Annotated in this window: 17 protein-coding genes and 2 tRNA genes; 15 read left to right on the top strand and 4 right to left on the bottom strand. The window is 68.2% G+C overall.

The annotated features are described in order from the left end of the window. The 4 genes from bacP (at position 1) to BHS09_RS23355 (ending at position 3,372) form a co-directional block, all read left to right on the top strand. Positions 1–720 carry a bactofilin BacP gene (bacP, locus tag BHS09_RS23370; RefSeq protein WP_140799059.1) on the top strand — a complete coding sequence of 240 codons (720 nt, stop codon included), beginning with the start codon at positions 1–3 and terminating at the stop codon, positions 718–720. 64 nt (positions 721–784) lie between these two features. Beyond that, the gene (locus tag BHS09_RS23365) at positions 785–2,173 is read left to right on the top strand and encodes a ParB/RepB/Spo0J family partition protein (protein ID WP_237079787.1); all 1,389 of its coding nucleotides are present in this window, start codon (positions 785–787) and stop codon (positions 2,171–2,173) included. A gap of 3 nt (positions 2,174–2,176) precedes the next feature. Beyond that, a complete protein-coding gene (pyrE, locus tag BHS09_RS23360; RefSeq protein ID WP_140793372.1) occupies positions 2,177–2,743 on the top strand; it encodes an orotate phosphoribosyltransferase in 567 nt (188 codons plus the stop codon). Further along, the gene (locus BHS09_RS23355; protein WP_140793370.1) at positions 2,740–3,372 is read left to right on the top strand and encodes a hypothetical protein; all 633 of its coding nucleotides are present in this window, start codon (positions 2,740–2,742) and stop codon (positions 3,370–3,372) included. The genes pyrE and BHS09_RS23355 overlap by 4 nt, the downstream gene beginning before the upstream one ends. A gap of 6 nt (positions 3,373–3,378) precedes the next feature. Here the strand turns inward: BHS09_RS23355 and BHS09_RS23350 are convergent, their stop codons facing one another. From BHS09_RS23350 to nadB, 3 genes are all read right to left on the bottom strand, one after another. Further along, entirely contained in the window at positions 3,379–3,972 is a 594-nt protein-coding gene (locus tag BHS09_RS23350; RefSeq protein ID WP_140799057.1) for an LOG family protein, read from the bottom strand. 1 nt (position 3,973) lies between these two features. Next, positions 3,974–4,627, bottom strand: a complete 654-nt coding sequence (locus BHS09_RS23345) for a rhomboid family intramembrane serine protease (RefSeq protein ID WP_140796565.1) — start codon at positions 4,625–4,627, stop codon at positions 3,974–3,976. 93 nt (positions 4,628–4,720) lie between these two features. Then, positions 4,721–6,310: an L-aspartate oxidase gene (gene nadB / locus BHS09_RS23340; RefSeq protein ID WP_140799055.1), complete on the bottom strand. Its 1,590-nt coding sequence runs from the start codon at positions 6,308–6,310 to the stop codon at positions 4,721–4,723. Between the two features lie 87 nt (positions 6,311–6,397). On the opposite strand from nadB, the gene BHS09_RS23335 reads away from it, so the two are divergent. The 10 genes from BHS09_RS23335 to BHS09_RS23290 all read left to right on the top strand — a co-directional run bounded on the left by BHS09_RS23335 (position 6,398) and on the right by BHS09_RS23290 (position 20,154). Then, on the top strand, positions 6,398–7,084 hold the full coding sequence (locus tag BHS09_RS23335; protein ID WP_140793365.1) for a lytic transglycosylase domain-containing protein: 687 nt from the start codon (positions 6,398–6,400) through the stop codon (positions 7,082–7,084). Next, positions 7,041–8,537: a tetratricopeptide repeat protein gene (locus tag BHS09_RS23330; RefSeq protein ID WP_140799054.1), complete on the top strand. Its 1,497-nt coding sequence runs from the start codon at positions 7,041–7,043 to the stop codon at positions 8,535–8,537. Before BHS09_RS23335 ends, BHS09_RS23330 begins: the two co-directional genes overlap by 44 nt. Positions 8,538–8,550: 13 nt before the next feature. Further along, positions 8,551–9,240, top strand: a complete 690-nt coding sequence (gene pgsA / locus BHS09_RS23325; protein ID WP_140793362.1) for a CDP-diacylglycerol--glycerol-3-phosphate 3-phosphatidyltransferase — start codon at positions 8,551–8,553, stop codon at positions 9,238–9,240. An 81-nt stretch (positions 9,241–9,321) separates the two neighbouring features. Further along, positions 9,322–9,396 (top strand) — tRNA-Gly (locus BHS09_RS23320). A gap of 51 nt (positions 9,397–9,447) precedes the next feature. After that, positions 9,448–9,522 (top strand) — tRNA-Gly (locus BHS09_RS23315). A 202-nt stretch (positions 9,523–9,724) separates the two neighbouring features. Further along, positions 9,725–10,507: an ABC transporter permease gene (locus BHS09_RS23310; RefSeq protein WP_161605168.1), complete on the top strand. Its 783-nt coding sequence runs from the start codon at positions 9,725–9,727 to the stop codon at positions 10,505–10,507. Between the two features lie 8 nt (positions 10,508–10,515). Further along, on the top strand, positions 10,516–11,829 hold the full coding sequence (locus tag BHS09_RS23305; protein ID WP_140799052.1) for an ABC transporter ATP-binding protein: 1,314 nt from the start codon (positions 10,516–10,518) through the stop codon (positions 11,827–11,829). Positions 11,830–11,870: 41 nt separating this feature from the next. After that, positions 11,871–15,698: an O-antigen biosynthesis protein RfbC gene (rfbC, locus tag BHS09_RS23300; protein ID WP_140799051.1), complete on the top strand. Its 3,828-nt coding sequence runs from the start codon at positions 11,871–11,873 to the stop codon at positions 15,696–15,698. 62 nt (positions 15,699–15,760) lie between these two features. Then, positions 15,761–17,815: a class I SAM-dependent methyltransferase gene (locus tag BHS09_RS23295; protein ID WP_140799050.1), complete on the top strand. Its 2,055-nt coding sequence runs from the start codon at positions 15,761–15,763 to the stop codon at positions 17,813–17,815. Continuing rightward, complete coding sequence (locus tag BHS09_RS23290) at positions 17,812–20,154, top strand: glycosyltransferase (protein WP_140799048.1); 2,343 nt, start codon at positions 17,812–17,814, stop codon at positions 20,152–20,154. The genes BHS09_RS23295 and BHS09_RS23290 overlap by 4 nt, the downstream gene beginning before the upstream one ends. Here BHS09_RS23290 and BHS09_RS23285 read toward each other — a convergent pair. Beyond that, on the bottom strand, positions 20,138–21,766 hold the full coding sequence (locus BHS09_RS23285) for a hypothetical protein (protein ID WP_237079786.1): 1,629 nt from the start codon (positions 21,764–21,766) through the stop codon (positions 20,138–20,140). The two genes, BHS09_RS23290 and BHS09_RS23285, sit on opposite strands and share 17 nt — an antisense overlap. Positions 21,767–22,477: 711 nt before the next feature. Between BHS09_RS23285 and BHS09_RS23280 the strand changes: the two genes are divergently transcribed. After that, positions 22,478–23,671 (top strand): DUF2304 family protein, encoded by a 1,194-nt coding sequence (locus BHS09_RS23280; protein WP_237079785.1) that lies wholly within the window; start codon positions 22,478–22,480, stop codon positions 23,669–23,671. The last annotated feature ends 50 nt before the right edge of the window (positions 23,672–23,721 follow it).

Below are 23,721 nucleotides of genomic sequence, written 5' to 3'. Positions count from 1 at the left end.
GTGGCCACCGCGAAGGAGCTCTCAGCGAGCAACAACGTCGACAACACCGTGGTGGGGCCTTCCATCCTCATCAGCGGCCGGTTGACGGGCGACGAGGACCTCACGGTCCGAGGGCGCGTCGAGGGTGAGCTGACGCTCAGCCGCACCCTCATCGTGGAGCCCTCGGGTGTGGTGAAGGCCAACGTGGCGGTGAGGAACGCCATCGTCAGTGGCGTGGTGGTGGGCAACATCAACGCCACCGAGAGCGTGGAGCTCACCCGCGAAGGCCGCATGGTGGGCGACATCCGCGCCCCACGCGTCATCATCGTCGACGGGGCCAGCTTCCGCGGCCGCGTGGACATGGGTGATGTGGAGCCGGGACGTCTGCCAGCCGAGCGCCCCGCGGTGGTCCGCCCCACGGCGGTGAGCCGCCCCTCGGTGACGCCCGCGCGTCCGACGATTCCTGCCGCGCGGCCCACGCCTCCGCCGCCGTCGCGGCCCACTCCTCCTCCGCCGCCCGCGCGCCCCTCGGCGCCTCCCGCGGTGACGCGCCCCTCGGCGCCCATCACCCGTCCGGGGTTGGGTGGCCTGGGAAGCAAGCCACTGCCGCCGCCTCCGCCGACCCGCGTGGAGCGGGCGGAGCCGCAGGCTGAGCAGGCGGGCTCTGCCGAGCCGCCAACGCCAGTCCTGGTGGGTGCTGGCGCGAAGAAGAAGGTCGTGGTGAAGAAGAAGACCCGCTAGCGCGCACCGCCCGCGCCGTCAGTCGTTGGCGGTGCGGGCGCGTGGGCTTATCAGGGGTGCCACCATGGACGCCGAGCACAGGGTTGATGGACAGGATGGGACGGCGGGTGCTGGGCCCGAAGGTGGCTCGCAAGCGTCGTCCGGGCAGGACGGCGCCCAGGGCGGTGCCGTGAGCACCGAGCCGCACGCTTCGGGGGCCTCCTCGGAGCAGCAGGGCGAGCACAAGCGCGAGGATGCGTCACCGGAGTCCGGTGAGCACCGTGCCGAGGGCACGTCGCCCGCCGAAGGTTCGGAGCCGCGAGCCGAGGGCACGCCTTCTGAACACGGCGAGCCCCAGAACGCCGGCTCCGCGCAGGGGCAGGGCGGTGAGCCTCCCGTTGATGGAACGCCTTCTTCTCAGGAAGCGTCCCAGGCCAGTGGCGACACACAGGGCGAGGGCGCACGGCCGCACGACGCGGGCGGGGACGCGCCGGGCTCCGCGGACGCCTCCGGGAGCGAAGGTTCGAAGGACCAGTCAGGTTCGCAGGAAGGTGGACTTCAGGCCGAGGGCACCACGTCCCACGGTCAGGCGGAGCCACATGCCAAGGATGCGTCTCATGCGCAGGGCGAGCACCAGGCCGTGAGTGAGTCCCACGGGCAGGACGGAAGCGAATCAGGAGGCGGGTCCGTCGCCAACGCGGAGGCGCGCGCCGAGCAGGCCCCCTCCGACGGCGAGGCCCGTGCCACGCCCGGGCTGGACGAGCGCCCCCAAGGCGCGTTCTGGACGGGTGAGGCCGACGGGGACAAAGCCAGCGACTCTGACGACGAGTCGCAGGAGGACGTCCTCCCCGAACCCGAGCAGCGGCTTTCGGGCCGGGTGACGACGGTGCTCCTGCCGCTGGAGAAGCTGCAGGACGAAAGCGCGTTCAAGCTCCGCCCGGAAGGCGACGTGTCGGGGCTGGCCACGGACATCGCGCGGCTGGGGCAGCTGTTCCCGGTGGATGTCCGCCCGGCGGGAGAAGACCGCTACCAGCTCGTCTGCGGCTTCCGGCGGGTCGCGGCGCTGCGCTTCCTCAAGCGGGACGCGGTGCAGGCGCGGGTCCACCTGCGGCTCTCGGACGAGGACGCGCTGGTGATGTCGCTGGCGGAGGCGATTCACGCCACGCCGGTGGGCCCGGAAGTCCTGGAGGCGAAGCGCGACGAGCTCGAGTCGCAGGGGCGCTTGAGCGCGGCCGTTCGCGACATGCTGGAGAAGGCGCTCGCCACCGAGGACACGCTGGCGCCGGAGGGCGTCGAAGAGGAGATTGACGCCGACGAGCTGGCGCAGGAAGTGGCGCAGCGGCTCGGGGCCATCAATCAGGACCTCTCGCTGTTGGCGGACGTGTTCGCCGCGCTGGATGAGTCGCGCAAGGCGGAGCTCCTGATGCAGCTCCGCTACTCGTCCGAGCTGGTCACCTATCTGGAGGGGCTGTAAGCCATGGCGGAACCACTCGTGCGCGACCGTGCCCGGCTGTTGGAGCTGCTCACCGAGCGCTCCTTCGAACAGCGCCGCGTGGTGCTCTCGTCCGGCAAGGAGTCGGACTTCTACATCGACTGCAAGCGCACGGCGCTGCTGGCCGAGGGCCACTTTCTCATTGGCCGGCTGTTCCTGGAGGCCATCCTGCGCGAGGCCCCGGAAGCCATCGGCGTGGGCGGGCTGACGCTGGGTGCCGACCCGCTGGCGTCCGCGGTGAGCCTCACCGGCTACCTGTCCGGCACGCCGCTGGCGGCCTTCATCGTGCGCAAGGAGCCCAAGGGGCACGGCACGGGCCAGTGGATTGAAGGCCTGAGCGGGCTGGGGCAGGGCGCGGCGGTGGCCATCGTGGAGGACGTCGTCACGACGGGCGCCTCCACGCTGAAGGCCATCGAGCGGGCCCAACAGGAGGGCCTGAAGGTGCTGGGCGCCTTCGCGCTGGTGGACCGGTTGGAGGGTGGACGTGAAGCCGTGGAGGCCTCGGGTCACCGGCTCCACACGCTCTTCACCCGCAAGGACTTCATTCCGTGAGGCGTCCGTTCCTCACCGCGGCGCTGCTGGGACTGCTCGCGGGCTGTGTCACCACGCCGCCCACCGCCATCAGTGATCCGCCGCCGTCGCTGCCGGACGAGCACGCGGAGCATTCCTACCGGAAGATTCTCGCGCGCTACACGGGGCAGAAGGAAATCTACGACGGCTTCGACACGCGCGTGTTCGCGGGCGTGACGCTGCAGACGCTGTCCTTCCGCGAAGCGCGCGTGCATCGCCAGGCCGCCTTCCAGCAGCTGCCCACGGTGAAGGTGGAGCAGATGCTCGCCGAGGAGCAGGTGAAGGCCTCGCAGGCCCACGAGTTCTTCCTGGGCGTGCACTTCAACGACTTCGTGTACGCCGACTTCGACTCCAAGCACTCCATCTGGCGCCTGGCGCTGGTGACGCCCGCTGGCGAGGTGACGCCCTCGCGCATCCGCCGGCTGGGCCGGGTGAACATGCAGACGCGGGCGTACTACCCGTACACGTCGATATTCTGGGTGGGGTGGGAGATTCAGTTCCCCACGCAGATGTCCGACGGGAGCCCCGTCATTCCGCCCGGCACGGAGGCGGTGACGTTCCGCATGGCCTCGTCGTTGGGCAAGGCGGACATGCAGGTGAGCGCGCAGTAGCGCGGCTCACGTCTGGCTGGAGCGCTTCAGCCACTTCTCGGCGGGCGGCATCGTCGGGCCCGCCAGCAGCCGGTCCACCAGGGCCGTGGGCGACGCGCTCACGGCGAAGGGCACGGCCTGCTCCACGGGGACGAAGCCTTCCTCCGCGTGGTGCCGCGCGATGGCCAGCAATGGCTGGAAGAAGCCGCGCGTGTCCAGCAGTCCCATGGGCTTGCGGTGCAGGCCGAGCTGGGCCCAGGTCACGATTTCGAAGAGTTCATCGAGCGTTCCAAAACCTCCGGGCAGGGCGATGAAGGCATCTGAGCGCTCCGCCATCAGCGCCTTGCGCTCGTGCATGGAGCCGACGGAGTGCAGCTCCGTGAGGCCCCGGTGGGCCAGTTCCTTGGCGCCGAGGAAGCCAGGCAGCACGCCTACGACGTTGCCACCAGCTGCCAGCGCGCCGTCCGCCACCGCGCCCATGAGCCCCACGCTGGCGCCGCCGTAGACGAGCGTCAGTCCTCGCCGCGCCAGTTCGGCGCCCATGCGTGTGGCGGCATCCATGTACTCCGGACGCGCGCCGGGCCGGGAGCCGCAGAACACACAGACACTTCGCACTTCCATGTCAAAAGCCTCCACGCCGCTCGGGGTGGGCTGCGTAGAGCGCTACCACCACCGAGAGAAAAAGAAGGATGGGTAGGGCGCGCGCATAGACCTGCCGCCCCATGCGCAGGGCCAATCCGCAAGGCAGGCCGAAGAGGAAGCCGCCCAGATGCCCCGCCCAGCTCACGAAGGGGAGCAGGCTGAGGACAGCCACCTGCGCCAGCCAGATGAACAAGTCCCGGCGGCCCTCGCGTGTGGCGACGGGCAGCATGGCCCCCGCCCAGCCGAGAATCATTCCGGACGCGCCCACCGTGGGCACGTCGAAGTCGAAGATGAGCGAGAAGGTGGACGCCCCCAGCGCCGTCACCAGCGACAGGCCGAAGAAGCGCAGGCTGCCGATGCCTCGCTCCAGCGTGAAGCCGAGCGTCACCACCACCGACATGTTGAAGAGGAGGTGGAGGGGACTGCCGTGCTCCAGCACCGCGCCCAGCAGCCGCCAGTACTGGCCCGCCTGCACGAAGGGGCCGTACAGGCCCAGGGGCGGAATCTGCATCCGCCCGTGCTCACTCCGGACCACCTGGGAGATGGGCAGGACCTGTTCCGCCACGAAGAGGGACACCGCGCAGGCGATGAGGGCGTAGCACACCCAGGGCCGCGGCTGCGGTGGGCCTGGCACTGGTGGGCCAGGGGGCTGCGCGCCGGTGCCTTCACCGCCCGAGGCGGAGGAGGGTGCATCGAGAATGCGTCGCGGACGGGAGGACATGTGGGCTCACGGCTCCCTGGACACGACGGTGTCCCGCAGCCAGCGGTGGTCGTCCGGGTGCGGGTAGTCCAGCGTGTAGTGGAGGCCTCGGCTCTCCTTGCGGCGGCTGGCGCAGTCGACGATGAGGTAGGCGACGTCGGCGATGTTCCGAAGCTCGATGACGTCGCGAGTCACCTTGAAGCGCCAGTAGTAGTCGCGAATCTCCTCGCGCAGCAGCTCCAGCCGGCGCCGCGCGCGCATCAGCCGCTTGTCCGTGCGGACAATGCCGACGTAGTTCCACATGAGCCGGCGAATCTCGTCCCAGTTGTGGGTGACGACGACGCTCTCATCCGACTCCACCGCGCTGCCCGAATCCCAGGGCGGCGGGTCCTCGGAGGGAGAGGCCTGGGCGCGCACTTCTTCGGAGGCCACCTGCACGGCGCGGTGGCCGAAGACGAGCCCTTCCAGCAGCGAGTTGGACGCGAGCCGGTTGGCGCCGTGCAGGCCCGTGCAGGTGACCTCACCAATGGCGTACAGGCCGGGCACGTTGGTGCGTCCCTCCAGGTCCGTCACCACGCCGCCGCACATATAGTGGGCCGCCGGGACGACGGGGATGGGCTGCACCGCCATGTCGATGTTGAAGGCCTTGCAGGTGGCGTAGATGTTGGGGAAGCGCTCGGCGAGGAAGGCGCGCCCCAGGTGCGTCATGTCCAGGTAGACGCAGTCATCGCCCGTGCGCTTCATCTCCGCGTCGATGGCGCGCGCCACCACGTCACGCGGCGCGAGCGCGCCCATGGGGTGGTAGCGCTCCATGAAGGACGCGCCGCTCTTGAGCTTCAGCTTGCCGCCCTCGCCGCGCAGCGCCTCGCTGATGAGGAAGCTCTTGGCCTCCGGGTGGTAGAGGCAGGTGGGGTGGAACTGGTAGAACTCCATGTTCGCCACCCTCGCGCCCGCCCGGTACGCCATGGCCACACCGTCACCGGTCGCCACGTCCGGGTTGGACGTGTACAGGTACACCTTGCCAGCGCCGCCGGTGGCCAGCACCGTCACCTTGGCCAGGAAGCGCTCGATGACGCCGTCTTCCAGCAGGGCGTAGACCCCCAGACACCGGCTGACCCCAGGGGAGGGGACGCGCCGGTCCTGGATGAGGTCGATGGCGGCCGTCTGCGGGAAGAAGGTGATGTTGGGGATTTCGTCACACGCGGCGAGCAGCGCGCGCTGCACCTCGCGGCCGGTGATGTCGCCCGAATGGATGATGCGGCGCGCGGAGTGGCCACCCTCTCGGGTGAGGTCGAACTCGCCGGTGATGCGGCGGTTGAACTCCGCGCCCAGGTCCGCCAGCTCCTGCACCCGGCTGGGGCCTTCCTTCACCGTGACTTCCACCGCGTCGTGGTGGCACAGCCCCGCACCTGCCACCAGCGTGTCCTCGATGTGGGCCTCGAAGGTGTCAGAGGGCGCGAGCACACTGGCGATGCCGCCCTGGGCATAGGCCGTGCTGCTTTCGAAACGGTCGCGCTTCGTGAGGATGGCCACCGTGCCATGGCGGGCCGCCTGGAGGGCGAACGAGAGGCCCGCCACGCCGCCTCCCAGGACGAGGAAATCGAACCGATGGGGCATGGTGAGCAGCCTTAACGACTGTAAGTGCTGGAAACAAGGCGTTTTCTTGAGGAGTTTCCCGCGGATGTCTAAGGTTCGTGGGCCGATATGCGTGCCTATTCCGCGTTCCTCTCCGTCGCCGTGCTGGCCCTGCCCTTGTCGGCGGGGGCGGATGCCATCTACCGGTACGTCGAGAAGGACGGCACCATCATCTATACGAACGTGCAGCCCACGGGCAGCAAGCGGGCCAAGACGCTGAAGGGCACGTTCACCAAGGCCCCCGCGAAGAACACGCCGGTGGTGGGCCGCAAGCGGACCCCGCCGGAGTTGGATCCGCACATCACTGCCGCGGCGCTGCGCTACCGCATCCCGCCGGCGCTCGTGCGCGCCATCATGCACACCGAGAGCAACTTCAACCCCAACGCGCTCAGCCACAAGGGCGCCAGCGGGCTGATGCAGCTCATGCCGGCCACGGCGACGGACATGTACGTGAAGGACATCTTCAACGAGCGCGACAACATCGAGGGCGGCGTGCGCTACCTGCGCGTGCTCGCCAACATGTTCGACGGCGACATGGTGAAGATGGTTGCGGCGTACAACGCCGGCCCCGAAGCGGTGAAGCGCTATGGTGGCAAGGTGCCCCCCTACGAAGAGACGCAGGGGTACGTGCGCAAGGTGCTCAAGCTCTACTACCACTACAAGGAGCGCGAGGCGGCCGTCTCGAGCGGCCCCAGCGAGCCCACATCCCAGAATGACGACGCGCGCGAAGGGGCGGGGGGAGACGAGCCCCGCTGATGATGAGTTCCTCCAGCAGCTCTCCCGCGGTGGCGAGCTGTTGGCCGCAGGCAGGGTCCACGAGGCTCAGCCGTTCCTGGAGCGTGCCCACCAGCTCCAGCCCCGCATGGAGAAGGCGCAGAACCTGCTGGGCCTCTGCTACTTCAAGCTCGGCCAGTACGACAGGGCAGCCGAGCTGTACGAGATGCTGGTGCGCGACAACCCGGTGGACCCGACACTGCGGGTCAACCTGGGCTTGGTGTACCTGAAGACGTCCGCGCTCCAGCGCGCGGCGCGCGAGTTCGAGACGGCCACCGACCTGGCCCCCGAGCACCAGAAGGCCCAGAACTACCTGGGCCTCACCCTGGCGCAGATGGGCGAGTACGGCCGCGCCCGCGAGCACTTCCTGCTCGCCGGCAGTGACGTCATGGCGGAGAAGATGTCTCGCGCCATCGCGGGGGAGAGTTACGCGAAGCCGGCCGCCGCCGCCACGCCGCCGCCCCGAAGCGCGCCGGTGGAGCCCCGTGTCGCCGAGCCGGCGCCGCCCGCACCGCCGCCGCCCGCCGCCGAACCGGAGGAAGACGAGGAGATTCGCTTCGCCGAGGACGAGGGCCCCAGCGCCCTGTCCGCCGCCTCGGCGTCCGAGGCGACGGAAGCAGCGGCTGACAGTGGCGTGGCGCGGGAGCCGCCTCCCGAATCGGCCTTTGATGAGACCTCCGAGGCGGTGGCCGCGCCCGTGCCCCTGACGCGGTTGCAGCTGCGCAAGGTGCCCGCGACGTCGCTGGCGCCCACGTCTCCGGCGCCGGAGTCCTCGCCCGTTCGGGACGGCGCGCAGTCGTCGCTGGCCGAGCTCGCCGGCTCGGTCGTCCTTCCCGGCGCGGAGGCGTCGCGGCCCTTCGGCGCGGGGCCGGGTTGCTACACCGTGGCGGTGGAGGGGGAGCTTCTGACGCGCCTGGATGGCCTGGTGGCGCTGGCGGGGCAGCTCTCCTTCCAGCCTGAGATGAAGCGCTTCCGGGGCCGGGCCACGGACAAGTCATTCGGGGAAGGGGCGGCGCGGATGGTGCGTGCCCGGGGCCAGGGCGTGCTCTACCTGGAGCCGGCCGCGACCCGTACTTTCCTGGCGGTGGACCTGGGCGAGGACTCCGCGTACTTCCGCGACGAGTGCGTGTTCGCCTTCGAGGAGCCGGTCATGTTCGAGAACGGACGGGTTCCGTCGGACATCGCGCCGGACCTGGACCTGGTGCACCTGCGCGGGCAGGGCCAGGTGCTCTTGAGTCTCCCGGGGCCGCTGCGTGCGGTGGCGGTGCGCCAGGAGCAGCCGGTGACGGTGCCGCTGACGCACCTGGTGGGCTGGCAGGGGAACCTCACGCCGCGCATGGTGCCCGTGCTCAAGTCCCCCTCTGGGGAGCCGCTTCGGGCGGCGGTGGAGCTGGGTGGTGAAGGTTTTGCCCTCATCACCCTCGGTGTCCGCTAGAAGGGCCCCTGCCATGGCCACGGACCGAGCGGCGCGGAAACAGCGGAAGCGAGAGGAGCGCGCCCGGAAGCGCGCGGCGCGCAAGCCCAGCGTGTTGGTGCAGGAGTTCTGGAACCTGCCCAACATGCTCACGTTGGGGCGCATCCTCATCATTCCGCTCTTCGTATGGCTGACCTACGACGCGGACCCCCTCAACTCGCTGCTGGCGGGGCTCGTCTTCGCGGTGGCCGCCATCACCGACGTGGTTGACGGCTACCTCGCGCGGAAGTGGAACCTCATCACCGTGGTCGGCAAGTTCATGGACCCGCTGGCCGACAAGCTCATCGCCATGGCGGCCCTGGTGATGATGGTGCGGCTGGGGCGCATCGCCGCGTGGGTCGTCATCGTCCTGCTGGCGCGGGAGCTCATTGTCAGCGGACTGCGCACCATCGCCGCCAGCGAGGGCATGGTGATTGCCGCGGGCCAGGAGGGGAAGTGGAAGACGTCCCTCCAACTGGTGGGCATCATCTCGCTCTGCGTCCACTACGTGCATCCACTGGAGTTCCGCACCTTCTCCGTGCCGGTGGACTACAACCTCGTGGGCCAGGTGCTCGTCTACCTGTCCGGTGCCTTCTCGGTGTGGAGCGCGGTGGTCTACTTCCGGGCATTCCTGGCCATGTTGGCGAAGCGTGGGGGGGAGCCCGACCCCGCGAAAAGTGTTTGACGGGTCCGGAAGGGCTCTGTATACCCCACCTCACTTTCGGCCCGGCGGTCACACGGCGGTGACGAAAGCGCGGCACCTGATGCGGGAATAGCTCAGCGGTAGAGCATCGCCTTGCCAAGGCGAGGGTCGAGGGTTCAAATCCCTTTTCCCGCTCCAAAATCGGGCCCTCTGGGAAGCCAGAGGGCCTTTTAGTTTGCAGGGTCTGACGCGGGAATAGCTCAGCGGTAGAGCATCGCCTTGCCAAGGCGAGGGTCGAGGGTTCAAATCCCTTTTCCCGCTCCAAATTGAGGCCCTCTGGGAAACCAGGGGGCCTTTCGTTTTTCCGGTGTCCTGGTGGCTCAGGTGCTGGAGCCAGGGCCGGACAATCGCTCGGTGGATGGCTTGCTCTTCATGTGAGCGGCCGTCCGAGGGCGTCAGCAGAGTGGGGCTGGGGGCGCCGGGCGTCCTCGCAACAGCAAGAGGCCCTGCTATAGAAGGCCCCCTCATGATTCGGCTCGTCCGTGAACTGTATCAGTACCGGGGCTTGCTCATCAGCCTCGTCCAGCGGGAACTGAAGGCGCGTTATCGCGGCTCGTTCCTCGGCTTCCTGTGGACGTTCCTGAATCCGACGCTCCACATGCTGGTGTACGTGCTGCTGTTCACCGTGGTGATGCGGCAGAACATCCCCAACTTCCCGTTCTTCATGTTCGTGGGCCTGCTGCCGTGGATCTGGTTCTCCACGTCGGTGGGCGGCGGGGCCAGCGCGATCAGCGACCGACGGGACTTGCTGACCAAGGTCCGCTTCCCGGCCCAGGTGCTGCCCACGTCGGTGGTGGTGACGAACCTCTGCAACTTCGTCTTGTCGCTTCCGCTGATGCTGGTGCTGGGCATGGCCTATGGACAGTGGCCGACCTGGCACGTGGTGTTGTTCCCGGTGGTGGTGCTCATCCAGCTCACCTTCACGCTGGCCCTGACCTACATCCTGGCGGCCATCAACGTGACGTTCCGGGACCTGCAGCACATCGTCAGCAACCTGCTGACGCTGTGGTTCTTCGCCACGCCGGTGCTGTATCCGCTCTCCACCATCCAGGATGAGAGCGCCCGCTCGTTGATGCTGGCGCTCAATCCCATGGTCAGCCTGATGACGTCGTACCAGGCCATCTTCTACGAGCACCGGCTGCCGGACGCAGCGCCCTTGATGACGCTGGCGGCTGTCTCCGTGGTGCTGCTGTGGGGCGCCTCGTCCATCTTTGAATCCCGCCGCGAAGAGTTCGCGGAGTCCATCTGAGCGTCGGCATGCCTGAATCCATGGACGCCATCATCCTGAAGGACGTCGTGAAGAGCTTCCGGAAGCGGACCATCCGGGGCGAGTACACGACATTCAAGTCCGAGCTGCTCCGCTGGCTTCGGGGCAAGCGCCAGTCGCGCGATGCCAGCCTCATCACCGCGCTGCGCGGCATCAACCTCACCATCCCCATGGGGAAGACGGTGGGCATCATCGGGCGGAACGGCTCGGGGAAGAGCACGCTGCTCAAGCTCATCACCGGCATCTACACGCCGACCTCCGGCGACCTGCGAATCAACGGTCGCATCTCCGCCTTGCTGGACCTGGGCGCCGGTTTTCATCCGGACTTCTCCGGACGGGAGAACATCCTCATCAATGGCATCATCCTCGGGATGACGCGCGCCGAGGTTCGGGCCCGGATGGATGAAATCATCGCCTTCAGTGAGCTGGGCGAGTTCATCGACGAGCCGGTGCGTACCTACTCGAGCGGCATGTACATGCGCCTGGCGTTCGCGGTGGCCACGCATGTGGACCCGGACATCCTCATCATCGACGAGATCCTCGCCGTGGGTGACGAGCACTTCAGCAAGAAGAGCCTCGCCAAGATGATGGACTTCAAGCGGCAGGGGAAGACCATCGTCCTGGTGACGCACGACTTGAGCACGGTGGAGCGCTGGTGCGACCTCGCGGCGTGGATTGATGGCGGTTACGTCCGGCGCGTGGGAAAGCCCGCGGAGGTCACCGCCGAGTACCGTGAGGCCATTTCCCTGGCGGAGGCGCAGTCCGCCGCCTTCACGCCTCCAGCGCTCACGGAAGGGGGCGGTGCGCTGCCGCAAGTCCCCTCCGCATCGCTGCCCGCCGAAGGGCCCGTCCGCATCCACCGGGTGCGGTTGCTGGATGCTCGGGGCGAGCCCCTGGAAGTCCTGTCTCCGGAGGAGGGCCTGGAGGTTTGTGCGGATTTCTCCGTGGAAGGGCCGTGCGAGGACGTGGACTTCCACGTGCGACTGCAGGCCGCGGACGGACGTACCCTGTATGAGACGAGCGCCCGCCGAGAGGCGGTGGTGCTCTCTCGGATGCCGGACCAGGGCGTGCTTCGTTTCGTGGTCGAGCGCCTGGGGGCGCTGGGGGGCGACTACTCCCTGGTGGTGTCGGCTCGGGCCTCGAACGGTGAGTCGTCCGGGCGCTGTGCGTTCCGGGTGGTGTCGGCGACCGAGGAGGAGGGGGTGTTTCGTCCTCCTCACCGGTGGTTGATGGAGCCGGGTGCCAACTCCCAGGCGGCAGTCCCCTTCGAGCCAGGCACGCCTCCGCGTGTGGAGGTGGGATGAAGGTTCAGGAGCGCGCCAGTACCCAGGGGGAAGGGTGAGTCATGTGGCAGAAGTGGGCTGATGTGACGCAGGGGCACGTGGCTTCGCCGGGGCCGGGGGATTTCGCGCAGATGGTGGCTGTCCTCCGGAAGGTGCTGGAGGAGCGTCAGCCGTGCGCGCCCGAACAGTGCGACGAGCGCAGCGCCCTGGAAGGCGCGCTGCGCCTGGCGACGGAGCACCTCCACCGCGCGCTCCCCGACGGCGGCCAGGGCATGTCCTCGCTCCAGGAAGCCGCGAGGCTGGCGGCCCCGGCTGCCTTCTCCATCCCGGCGTCGCATCGGGCGCGTGGGGGCAAGCTGGTGACGTCCGCCAAGCGTGCCTTCGTCAACGGGTTGGAGCCTTTCCACATCGAGATGCTTCGGCCCCAGGGGAACTTCAACCGCGCGCTCGTGCGGGTGCTGGAGTACCTGACGGTGCATCGGGCCCTGGGCCTGCGCGATGACGTGTCCTCCTGGGCGGTCGCTCAACTGGAGCCGCTGGCGGTGCCCACCCGATGGGTGGTGGGGTCGCATCGCGGCCGTGTGGCGGGAGCGCTGGTGGGCTTCGCCAAGCGGGGCTACCTCTACACGTTGGGACCCGTGCTGGAGGCCGTTCTTCAGGGCCAGGCCCGGTGGAACCTGGCCATGGTGGAGGCCATCCGCGTGGCGGCGGGTGCCCAGGCTCCAGGAGAAGCCGAGGCCCGCCGCCATGTGGCGGACGTCGAAGCGCTGCGCGAGCCGCTGGCGGGGCGGACTCTCCCCGGCGCCCTCCGCGTCACCCAGCCGCTGTGGGGCGAGGTGCTGCGGCGCCAGTCCCGTTTCAACGCCGAGTCGGTGCTCGCGCTCGCCAACCTCCTGGGCACACGGACGGCGCCGCCACAGCCGCCGTCGCTGGCGGACTACCCCGCCTGGTGCGCGGCGCGGGAGCCGGCGCGTGTCACCGCGGCACAGGAAGCCGTCGCGCGGCTGTCTCGGCGCCCGCTCATCTCGCTGGTCACGCCGGTCCACGATGCCTCGGAAGCCTTCCTTCGTGAGTGCCTCGCCTCGGTGACCTCGCAGGTGTACGCCGACTGGGAATGGATCCTGGTGGATGACGCCAGCACCGCGCCGCACCTGGCGCGCATCCTCCAGGAAGTGGCGGAGCAGGAGCCTCGCATTCGCGTCCTCACCGCGTCGTCCCAAGGGGACAGGGCCCGGGCCACCAACGAGGGGCTCGCGGCGTGCCGTGGGGACTTCGTGGGGTTCCTGGGCGCCGAGGACACGCTCTCACCGCATGCCCTGGCCGAGGTGGCGCTGGCGTTCCTGGCGCAGCCCGAGCTCGCGCTCCTCTACACGGACGAGGACGGGTTGGACGCGCAGGGCCACCGCTGCGCGCCGTTCTTCAAGCCGGACTGGTCGCCCGACCTGTTGCGCTCCGTGGACTACGTCCGTCACTTCCTGGTGGTCCGTCGCGAGACGCTGGCGCAGGTGGGCGGTCTGCGAGAGGGCTTCGATGGCGCTCAGGGCTTTGACCTGATGCTGCGGCTGAGCGAGGCCTCCTCGTCCATTGGCCACGTCACGGAGCCGCTGTACCACGCACGTGAGGGGTCGGCGGCTTCGGCCAGCCGGGGGGCTGGGCTGGACGCGGCCACGAAGGCGGGCGTGCGGGCGCTGTCGGAGCACCTGGCTCGCCAGGGGGAGTCCGCGGAAGTGACGAGCCCGGCGCCCATGCAGTACCGGGTTCGCTATCCGGTGCGGGGCACGCCGAAGGTCTCCATCATCGTGCCTTTCAAGGACCGCCCGGACCTGCTGCGCACGCTGGTGGACAGCCTCCTGGCGCAGACCCGCTACCCCCATTTCGAGGTGTTGCTCGTCTCCAACAACAGCACCCGGCCGGAGACGTTCGCGCTGCTGGAGCAATGGGTGGACCCGCGGCTGGTGAAGCTGACGTGGGACCACCCCTTCAACTACCCGGCCATCAACAACTGGGCCGCGAAGCAGGCCTCCGGGGAGCTGCTGCTCTTCCTCAACAACGACATGGAGGTGGTGGACCCCTGCTGGCTGGATGAGCTGGTCTCCCAGGCCCAGCGGCCCGAGGTGGGCGCGGTGGGGTGCAAGCTGCTCTTCCCCGAGGGCACCGTGCAGCATGCGGGCGTCGTGGTGGGGATGACGGGCTTCGCGGGACACCCTTTCTGGCGGCTGCCAGAGGGGCCCATCTCCACTCCGTTCGGGCACACCGAGTGGACGCGGAACTGGCTGTCCGTCACCAGCGCATGCGTCATCCTCCGCCGCGAGGTCTTCCAGGCGCTGGGGGGCTTCGACGAGCGTTTCCAGGTGTGTGGCAGTGACGTGGAGCTGGGCCTGCGGCTGAACGCCAAGGGCCTCCGCGTGGTGTGCACGGCGCAGACGCGGCTCATTCATCATGAGTCGGCCAGCCGGCGTGCGGATGCCATTCCCGAAGCGGACTACTGGCTGTCTTACGCTGCTTACCGGCCGTGGCTGGGGCCGAAGGGCGACCCCTACTACAACCCGCACCTCACGCTGACGGCCACGGACTGCGGCCTCCGCCGACATCCGGAGGATGGCGAGCAACTGGCGGTCCGGACGCTGGGGCGCGACGTTCCGAGCGCGCGGGATGTCCGGGGCGAGCAGCGTGCGCGGGCGCAGCGGCACCTCATCGAGCACCTGGAGGCCTGGGACTTCACGCCCGAACAGGCCCAGACCTCGCGCGAGTCGGCGCCGGCGGCGCTGGCGGCGCTGCGCGCGAAGGGGCGAGTGGAGACGGCAACCTGGTTCGTTCCCGCCTTCGGCCATGTCTACGCGGGCATCCACACCATCTTCCGCTTCGCGGACCTGATGCAGCGCCGCCACGGCGTGCGCAGCGACTTCGTCATCTACGACCAGCCGAACGTGAGGCCCGGAGACATCGAGGCCCGCGTGGCGGCCATCTGCCCGGGCGCGGTCGGGGCGGTGCGCGTGCTGCGCCGGCCAGAGGACGTGGCGCTACTGCCCGCATGCGATCTGGCGCTGGCCACCGCGTGGACCTCCGCCTATCGCGTGCTGCACCACCCGCGGGCGGGCGTTCGCGGCTACTTCGTCCAGGATTACGAACCGCTGTTCCATGCGGCGGGCACCCCCTCCGCGCTGGCCGAGCAGACGTATGGCCTGGGCTTCTACGGCATCTTCAACACACCCGGGCTCTACGAACACGTCGTGGGCCTGCATGGGATGGAGGGCGCCTGGTTCGAGCCCGCCGTGGATGGGACCTTGTTTCATCCGCGCCGGCCACCGCGCCAGGGGCCTGTGCGTGTGTTCTTCTACGGACGCCCGGGCAATGAGCGCAACGGCTTCGAGCTGGGGTTGGCCGCGTTGGCGCAGCTCAAGCGGGAGCTGGGCCCCGCCGTCGAGGTGCTCGCGGCGGGCGCGGAGTGGGACCCCGAGGCCTACGGCGTCAGGGGGCTTGTCACCAATCTGGGAATGTTGCCGGCGGAACGGACGGGGGCGCTCTACCGCGAGTGTGATGTCGGGTTGTGTTTCATGTTCACCCGGCATCCGTCGTATCTGCCGCTGGAGATGATGGCTTGCGGTGTCACGGTCGTCACGAACGACAATCCCACCAATCGGTGGTTGCTGACGCATGGTGACAACTGCCTGCTTGCCGAGCCGACCCCGAGTGGCGTACTGGCCCGGCTTCGCGACGCCGTCTCCAACGGCGCGCTCCGGGCTCGGCTCGGTGCGAATGCCGCGGAGCGGGTCAGCCGGACGTCGTGGGAGGCCGAGGTAGACCGGGTCATGAAGGGCTTGCTGAACACAGGTGCGCACCCAGCGGCGACGCTGGACGACCGGGCTTCATCCTTGGAACACGCCAGCTGAACACAGGGTCGCTGGCGGTTGAACATTGGCCCAGGGGGGCCGCGGCAGAAGGAATCTTCACCATGCGGGATGACACCCATCTTCACATCGCGTTGTCGCCGGAGCCGAGCGCCCCGCGGCAGTCGCAGCCGGAAGAAGCGGCAAGCAGCCAGTATTGGAAGGCCACGAGCGGCTACACCTACCGGGAGATGATCCGCACGCGTCAGGACGCGGGCAACCCCGGGTATGGCCAACAAGAGGCGCTGCTCACGAAGCTGATGCAGACCGAGCAACGCGCGCTGGAGAGGCCGCTGGACGTCCTGGAGTTTGGCTGCGGCTTCGGGCGGCATGCCGCCTATCTGGCTTCCCTCGAAGGCGTTCGCTACCACGGCTACGACTTCTCCGAGGCGATGATGGAGCCCCTGCGGCAAGCGCCGCCCGTGGGGCTGGAGCCTGTGGATGAGCGGCTCTTCTGTGGGCCGGATGCCCTGGCGGCGGTGGGGGACAGGACGTTCGACGTGGTGTTCACCGTGTCCGTCCTCATCCACAACCCGCCGGAGCGCCTGCCTGGCCTGATGGAGTCGCTGGGCAAGCTCGTGCGTCCCGGCGGATTGCTGTGCCTGGTCGAAAACCAGCTTGTTCCCTTCGGTGTCTGGGAGAACGCCTGGCACCAGGGATGCTGGCTGCACCCGTACGCGGAACTGACGCCCGCTGGCTGGGACATGCATCATGGCGGTGGCCTCCTGGCCACGCATGACGTCTACGTCTTCAAGCGCAACGCGTCCCAAGGGCGCCGCTTCTTCCAGCTCCAGTCCGTCGAGCAGCCCCGGGACGAGCGCCGGGAGGTGACGCTGGAGTCGCTGAACGTCCAGTCCCTGCCCCGGCTGCGGGCGTGGACGGAGCACGCGGGCGAGGTGCTCCAGGCGGGGAACGGCCTGACGGGGATGCAGGTTTCCGAGCTGACGGAGCGCCTGACGGTCGAACTGAAGCGGTCGGAGCGGCGGCAGCGCTTGTTGTCGCTTTCGGATGAGCTGGTCCGCCTGCGCGCCGAGCCGGTGGTGACTGCTCGGGCGCCGGTCGACACGCCTGCGCCGCGTTATGGGCATGACACCGTGGCGGAGGCCGTCGTGGTCGATGCCCCACTGGATACGACGTGGGCTCATGTCGACCCGCGGCTCTCCCGGGTGGTGCATCTCTTCCACCAGGAGTGGTACGGCATCCGTGCTGCGTCTGGCTACGCGCCGGGACACAAGATTGGCATCACCGCGAATCGCGCGTTGACGGCGGCGGACCACCAGCGCATCGCCGAGACGTGTGAGCGGCTGGGCGCACGGTCCATCATCTTCCAGGGGTTTTCGCCCAATGCCCTGGAGGTCATGCACATGCTTCGCCGCGTGTTCGGCAGCACGCTCAAGCTGTGCTGTGTGTGGCACGGCTCCACCGCCCAGTTCCACTTCGACTTCGAATTGGAGACCTTCAGCCGCTTGCTGGCGCTCCGGGAGCAGGGGCTTCTTGATGCCGTGGCTTGCGTCAAGCCAGAGATGCACTTGATGTCGCCGCTGCTCTTCCAGAAGGTCCTGCTCAACCTTCCTCCTCGGGTCGCACCGGCGGACCAACGTCACCGCGCTTCGCCGACGCGGGCCGCCTTCGTTCCCACGCCCAACAACTGGTGGAAGAACTTCTATTCCAACGTCTTCGTCGCCGCGTCACTGCCGGGGATGGAGCGCGTCTTCGTCACCAGTCCTTTCTCGGCCCGCCCGGAGCTGCCCCTCAATGCTTCCGTCATCAACGTGGGGCCATTGAACCGTTCGGAGCTGTTCAACCTCATCCGGGAGACGGACGTCGTCCTCAATGTGACGCTCGCCGAGTGCCAGCCGATGACCGCCCTGGAGGGACTGACTCACGGTGTGGCGTGCCTGACAGGGCCGCTGACCCTGGGGGCTCTGGATGAACACCCCTTTCAGCGATTGGTTCAGGTCGCGGGCACCGGCTCGCTCGGACAGATTCGCTCGGCGCTGGAGCGGGTCGTCGGCCTCCGGGAGCGTTCGCCGGAGGAGTACGCGCAGATGCTGGAGGACTACACCCAGACGCTCTGTGCCCAGGCGATCAACCACTATCTTGAGTTCGCACAGCCATGAGCATGACCCGCGTCTGCCTCGTTACCGATGAGCTCTACCCCTTCACCCCAGGGGGCATTGGCCGCGTCGCGCACAACCTCATCATGGACTCGCAGCGCCACGGCGCGAACGTGGAGTTCCATGTCCTGTTCCCGCCCACCGTTTCCGTGCAGACGGCCCAGGTGGAGCTCTTCTTCGGGGGACGGGTGAAGGCGCATCTGTGCGACTTCCGCGAGCCACAACAGACCACCGCGGATGCGCATGGCTTCTATCCGCCCACGGAAGCCTTTCGGGATTCTCGTTGGCACGGTGAGTCGTTGGAGGTGATGCGCTATCTGAAGGCGCGCGAAGCGGAGGGCTTGCGCTTCGACGTCATCGAGTTCGCGGATTTCCGCGGCTGGGCCTTCGCCGCGCTGCAGGAGAAGCACCTGGGGCTGGCTTTCACGCAGACCACCCTCTCGGTGCGGCTGCACTCGAGCTACGGCACCCTCATGCACCACGAGCCCAACACGCTCGAGGTCGAGAACCTGGGGCGTTACGAAATCGAGCGGAAGTCCTTGCTCGATGCGGACCTCGTGGTGGGGCATCTGCCCTGCATTGCCGAGTTCAACCGGCGTTTCTACGGCTTCGATGACGCGTGGATGCGCAAGGTGCGGGTGGAGTTTCCCCCGGTGGTCATGGAGTCTCCGGCGGAGCCGTCCCGGCCGTTCGACGTTCCCGCGGCCCAGCGCAACCTGGTGTTCGTCACCAAGATCCAGCACTTCAAGCAGCCGGATGTCTTCGTCCGGGGTGCCGTGCTGTTGATGCGCACGTGGCCGGAGTACCAGGGCAAGGCCATCCTGGCGTGCCATGCCTTCGATTCGGATTTCCTCGCCGAGGTCAAGGCGCTCATCCCGTCGGACCTGACGGACCGCTTCGTCTTCATCAAGCCAGGTCCTGACCGTGAAGCCCACATGCGCGCGGGGGTGGTGGTCATCACCTCCAGCTATGAGTCGCTGAATCTCACGGCCTACGAGGCTTCCGTCGCGGGCACCCGGCTGGTGCTCAACTCGGCCTGCCTGGCCTTCGGTGACGACAGCCCCTTCGTCGACGGGGTCCACTGCCACAAGTATGACGGCAGCCTGGACGCGCTGGTGGTGGCCATGCGCAAGGCGTTGGAAGGACCGGAGCTGGCCCCCGTCCGCTGGACGGTGGACCGTCCCTATTGGGAGCGCCACGTGCGGGAGGCGCCGCCCACACGAAGCCCTCAGCCGCCGCTGGTCAGCGTGGTCATCATCAATCAGGACCAGGGCATCTTCCTGACCATCGCGCTGCAAGGTGTCGCCGCCAGCACGTACCCGGAAGTGGAAGTCGTCGTCGTGGATGATGGGTCCACGAGCGCCTTCGACATGCAGGTCCTGCAGCGCCTGGAGCGGTCCGCGGCTGAAGGGGAGGGGCTTCGTGTCGTCCGCTCCCCGGTCCGCCGCGGGTTCGCGGGGGCTCGTAACCTGGGTGTCCGAGCCGCACGCGGGGCATACGTCGTGTTCCTGGAGTCGGACGACAGCCTGTCCCCGGACTTCATCCAACACGCCGTCTCCGCGCTGGAAGCGCGACAGGAGTTCTCAGGGGTTGTTCCCACCGGGGGCCGCTTCCACTCCAGCGAAGAGTTGGCCAACCGCCAGTTCAAGGGGTTCATGACGTACCTGGGGGATTGTCCGACGTACGCGCTGGCCGCGAACCAGGTCTCCGCGCCCACGGCGCTGCTGCGCCGAACCGTCCTGGAGCAGCATGCCTACAATGAAACCCTGTCCGGCTATGCGGACTGGGATTTCTTCCTGCGGCTCGCGCAGGGGGGACACCGCTTCCTGGTGACGAACCAGGTCCACTTCTTCTCGCGGCGGGGGCATGCCATCACCCCGTCCGCGTCCCAGCAGCGCCAGCACTTCCGCTGGCTGGTGCGGCTCTTCGAAGGCGTGCCCGCGCCACTGCACCCGTCGACGCGGCTCTTCGCCCTGCTCGCGCACTCCCGCGAGGCCATGGTCGACCCATATGGCGCGCTCGACACGCAGGAGCGTCGGCCGTCCTCCGCGGCGTCCGCGGCCCTGGAGTCCGCCCAATCGCTGGCCGAGGCCGTGCGCCCGCTGCGCTACGACGTGGTGGACTTGATGAACGCGGCCTTGAAGCGCCTGCCCCTCGTGCACCCCTTGCTCAAGCAGGCCGTCGCGGGCAAACCCGTTCCCACCAGCGGGGAGACGGGGGGGGCGAGTCCCGGGGAGGCGCCTCCGCTTCGTTACGTGCTCGTGGACCGCGCGAACACGCTCTTCAAGCGGATGCCCGTCATTCACCGCGCGATTCGGAGCACGGTCAGCCGGCTGACCTGAGCGTCGACGCGTCCTGCGAGACGGAAGGCGCGCGCCGCGGCGCTTCGGCCGACGGCGCCGTATTCAGTCGCATCCCCGCGAGCCACGCGGGAACGAACATCAGGGCCACGAGGAACACGGGGTACTGATAGCGCACGTCGGGTGACGGGATGAGCGCGGCGAGCGCCGCCGTATGCAAGACAACGGGGAGCGCCACGGCGGCAAGCCGCCAGGTCCGGTGGCGGATGCATGCCACCGCGCAGGCGAGCAGCAGCAGGTAGAGCGGCAGCGCCGGGCGCCAGAGCAGCCAGGCCAGGTCTGGCTGAAGCGTCCGGACGGTCCACCGGAGAAGGGGCTCACGCAGGACTGGAAGGAGTGAGTCGGACCGAAGGTGTCGCGCTCCGGGCTCGATGGTGCCCAGCTCCTCGCCGGGCCCCCTCCAGATGGGAGGGCCATTGAGGTGGTCCGAGCCTTGCGAAAGCTTCCAGAGCACCGAACTGCTGCACAGCACGTGTGAGAGCACGGGCGCTGCGTCTCGTTGTGTCAGGCGGACGAGGAGCGGAAGCAATGCCTTGTTGTGCCGGGTCAGCGCGTCCATGTCGAAGCGCCCGTCCCAGATGGTGAACACGTTGCTGAAACAGCGGTAGTTCCACTTGTCGTCGAGCGGGTGAAGCTCCTCGAGGAGGGCCCGTTCACCGGGCTCCAGGGGCGTTCCTGCCGCCACATGGGCGCCCAGGAATCCGACCAGCGTCATCCCCTTGGCGAAGGGTTTGATGGTGTACGTCTGGCTCAGCACCCAGCGGGTACCCGACGCGACGACAAACGTGGCCACGAGCGCGAGCGCCACTGCTTTGTAGCGCTCCCTCCGGAGGAGACCCAGTGCCAGGAAGGTTCCGACCACCGCGGGCAGGCCGTTGTGACGGAACAACATGGCCAAGGCTCCCAGCACCACCATGCTCACCCAGAAGGGCACGTCCCAGCGCATGGTGTTGTCGGTCGCGGAGCGGAAGACCCAGATACACAGCGCCAGGATGCAGAGGCTGAACGGGACGTCCTTCCAGAGGGTGACGGCCATCGTCCCGTTCACGGGCGCCAGCGCGAACACCATCGCGGTGAGCGCGATGATGCCTCGGGAGACACCTGCCCTCGCGAGCGCCGCGCAGCCCCAACCTACGAGCACCCCCAGGCCGGCAATCTGTGCGAGTGCCACCGCCGCGGGTGATGCCCAGAGCTTCTGGATGAATCGGATGGAGGCGGTGTGGAACAACGGATGCGCATCATCCATGTGCCCGGAAAGGGCGTCACGCCATTGTGATGTCGAGTCTGGACTCAGCATCCCCGGGTAGACAGCCATCAGCCAGATGCCAGCCACCACCACGGTGGGGATGGCCATCAGCAGTCCCACCCAGCGTCGTGGCAGGGGCTTGAGAGGTGGAGGCGGACGGCCCGTGAGCCAGAGCCCCGTCAGGAGCAGGAGGGTGCCGAGGACCAGCGCGTGGGCCGCCAACGTGACGGTGATTCGAATCCCGGCACTGGCGGTCAATGCGCTGTCGGGATGGTGGAGGACCAGGTCCCGGCGCGCGTCCGTCCCGGGCGGCGAATAGAGGTCGAGCCGCTCGGTTCGACCGTTCACGGTGTACTCCACGACACCGGAGAATCCGTGCGCCAACAATTGGAGGACCCTGGGCTTGTGACCTTCTGCTTCCCAATGCAGGCGCGCCGGCTGGTCGAGGTGCGAAAGCCAGGCGCCTCCATCTCGGCGTTCCCAGTTTCCTTCGGGGCGCCAGCCATCGGGAGGCAGCGGGTTACCGTAGGCGTCGAGCAGTCCGAGGACCCACACTTCGCTGCCCTGTGAACTGGGGTTCCGCTCGCCCGTGGCACGGACCGTCACGGGCAGCCGTTCCGCGGGCATCATGACGTGGAGCGGGGTGGCTACCATCAGGAGCACGGTGACCAGGGCGACGACTCCCAGCCAGGTCCGCTGCTGAGCGGGCGAGGAGCGCGTCAGCCGACTGTGCAGCCACGGAAGTAGAAGGCGGTAGAGCACCGCGCCCAAAGCCAGGCACCCCAGGACCAGCACGAGGCGGGAGCCCAGGGACTGGAAGGGGGGGGCCCATGCCCCCAGCGTGAATACCCCTGCGGTACTGAGCGCGAGCAACACGCTCATCACGGCGCGAGTCCAGCGCCGTGGGGCGGGGCGTACGTCAGGGACTGGCACCGGTGCTTCAGGGGATTGCATTGATGGCGTGAGTACCGTACGGAGGGGGGGGCAATGCAAACCTGAGAAGTGTGAGTGCTTCTCTGCGTGTTCGAACATCAGGGCATTGCTGTGGGGGACTCCGAAATGTCGCTGCCATTCATTACCGTGGTGGTGGGCTTTTTCTTCGTGGTCATTTCCCAGTTCGGCGCGCGGCTCGCGGCACGGCATTCCGTGACGTGGTTCCTTGCCAGTGGCTTCGTGCTCGTGGCGGCCATCCGTCCGGATTGGTTGCTGCCCGTGGCTCGACTGATGGGCATCAGTTTGGTCAGCAACATGGTCCTGGCTGGGCTCACCATGTTCCTGTTCGTTCAGATGCTGGCGCACTACGCGGAGAGCACACGCGTGCAGCGGCAACTGGGGCAGGTCGTGTCAGCCCTTGCCGCTCAAACATTTCCCGACGTGCCAGCGACGTCGGAAGGTGGTCGCCCCCGCGTGCTGGTGGTTCTCCCTTGCTACAACGAGTCGGAAAGCCTTCCTGCGCTCCTGCCGCGTCTCACGGCGCTGACTCGCGCCACGCCGGACTGGGAGCTGGATTTCTGTATCGTCAATGATGGGTCGGTGGACGGCACGGCCGGGGTGTTACGGCGGCTGGCTCCACGAAACCACGTCACACACCACACCAACATCGGCGTGTCCGGGGCGCTGCGGACGGGGTTCCTCCTGGCCCAGCGGTTGGAGGTCAGCTACGTCGTGCAGTGTGACGCCGACGGGCAGCATCCCGTTGAGTCCATCCCTGACCTGGTTCGCTCGGCGCGGAGCGGGCAGACCGACCTGCTCATTGGCTCCCGTTTCTGCGATGTCGCGACGGGAGGCACGGACACGTTGGTCAGCACGACGCCGCTTCGCTGGGTGGGAGGTCGCGTCGTGAGCATGCTGCTGGGGATGTTTGGCCAGCAGGCCCAGGTGACAGACCCGACATCGGGCTTCAGGGTGTACTCGCCTCGCGCCGTGGCCACGTTGTTGCGCCTCATGCCGGATGAGTACCCGGAGCCGGAGTCCATCGCGCTCGTCGCGCTCGCCGGGCTTCGAATCGGAGAGGTCGCGGTCGCGATGCGCCCACGCACTACGGGGACCTCGAGCCTGACGGGGCTCAAGGGGTTCCAGTTCATGACGAAGGTGGCTTCCGCCCTGTTCGGGTTGCGGCTGCGCTCGTTGATTCGCAAGGAGCCGAGCGCTCTCGTGCCGACGGCGGAAGGCGTCGCGCCCCCCATGGTGTCGCTCACCTCTCGAGAGCCCGCTTCACTTCCACCAGCAGAGGAGGGGCGGTTGGGCGGGTAGCGGGGAGCGCGCGCGTAGATGGGGCCCGCTCCGCCGCGTGGAGCGGCCGG

Origin of the sequence: Myxococcus xanthus (genome assembly GCF_006402735.1) — a bacterium.
GTDB lineage: Bacteria > Myxococcota > Myxococcia > Myxococcales > Myxococcaceae > Myxococcus > Myxococcus xanthus_A.
The sequence above is the reverse complement of the archived record's forward strand: the minus strand, read 5'-3'. Positions and strand labels throughout refer to the sequence as shown.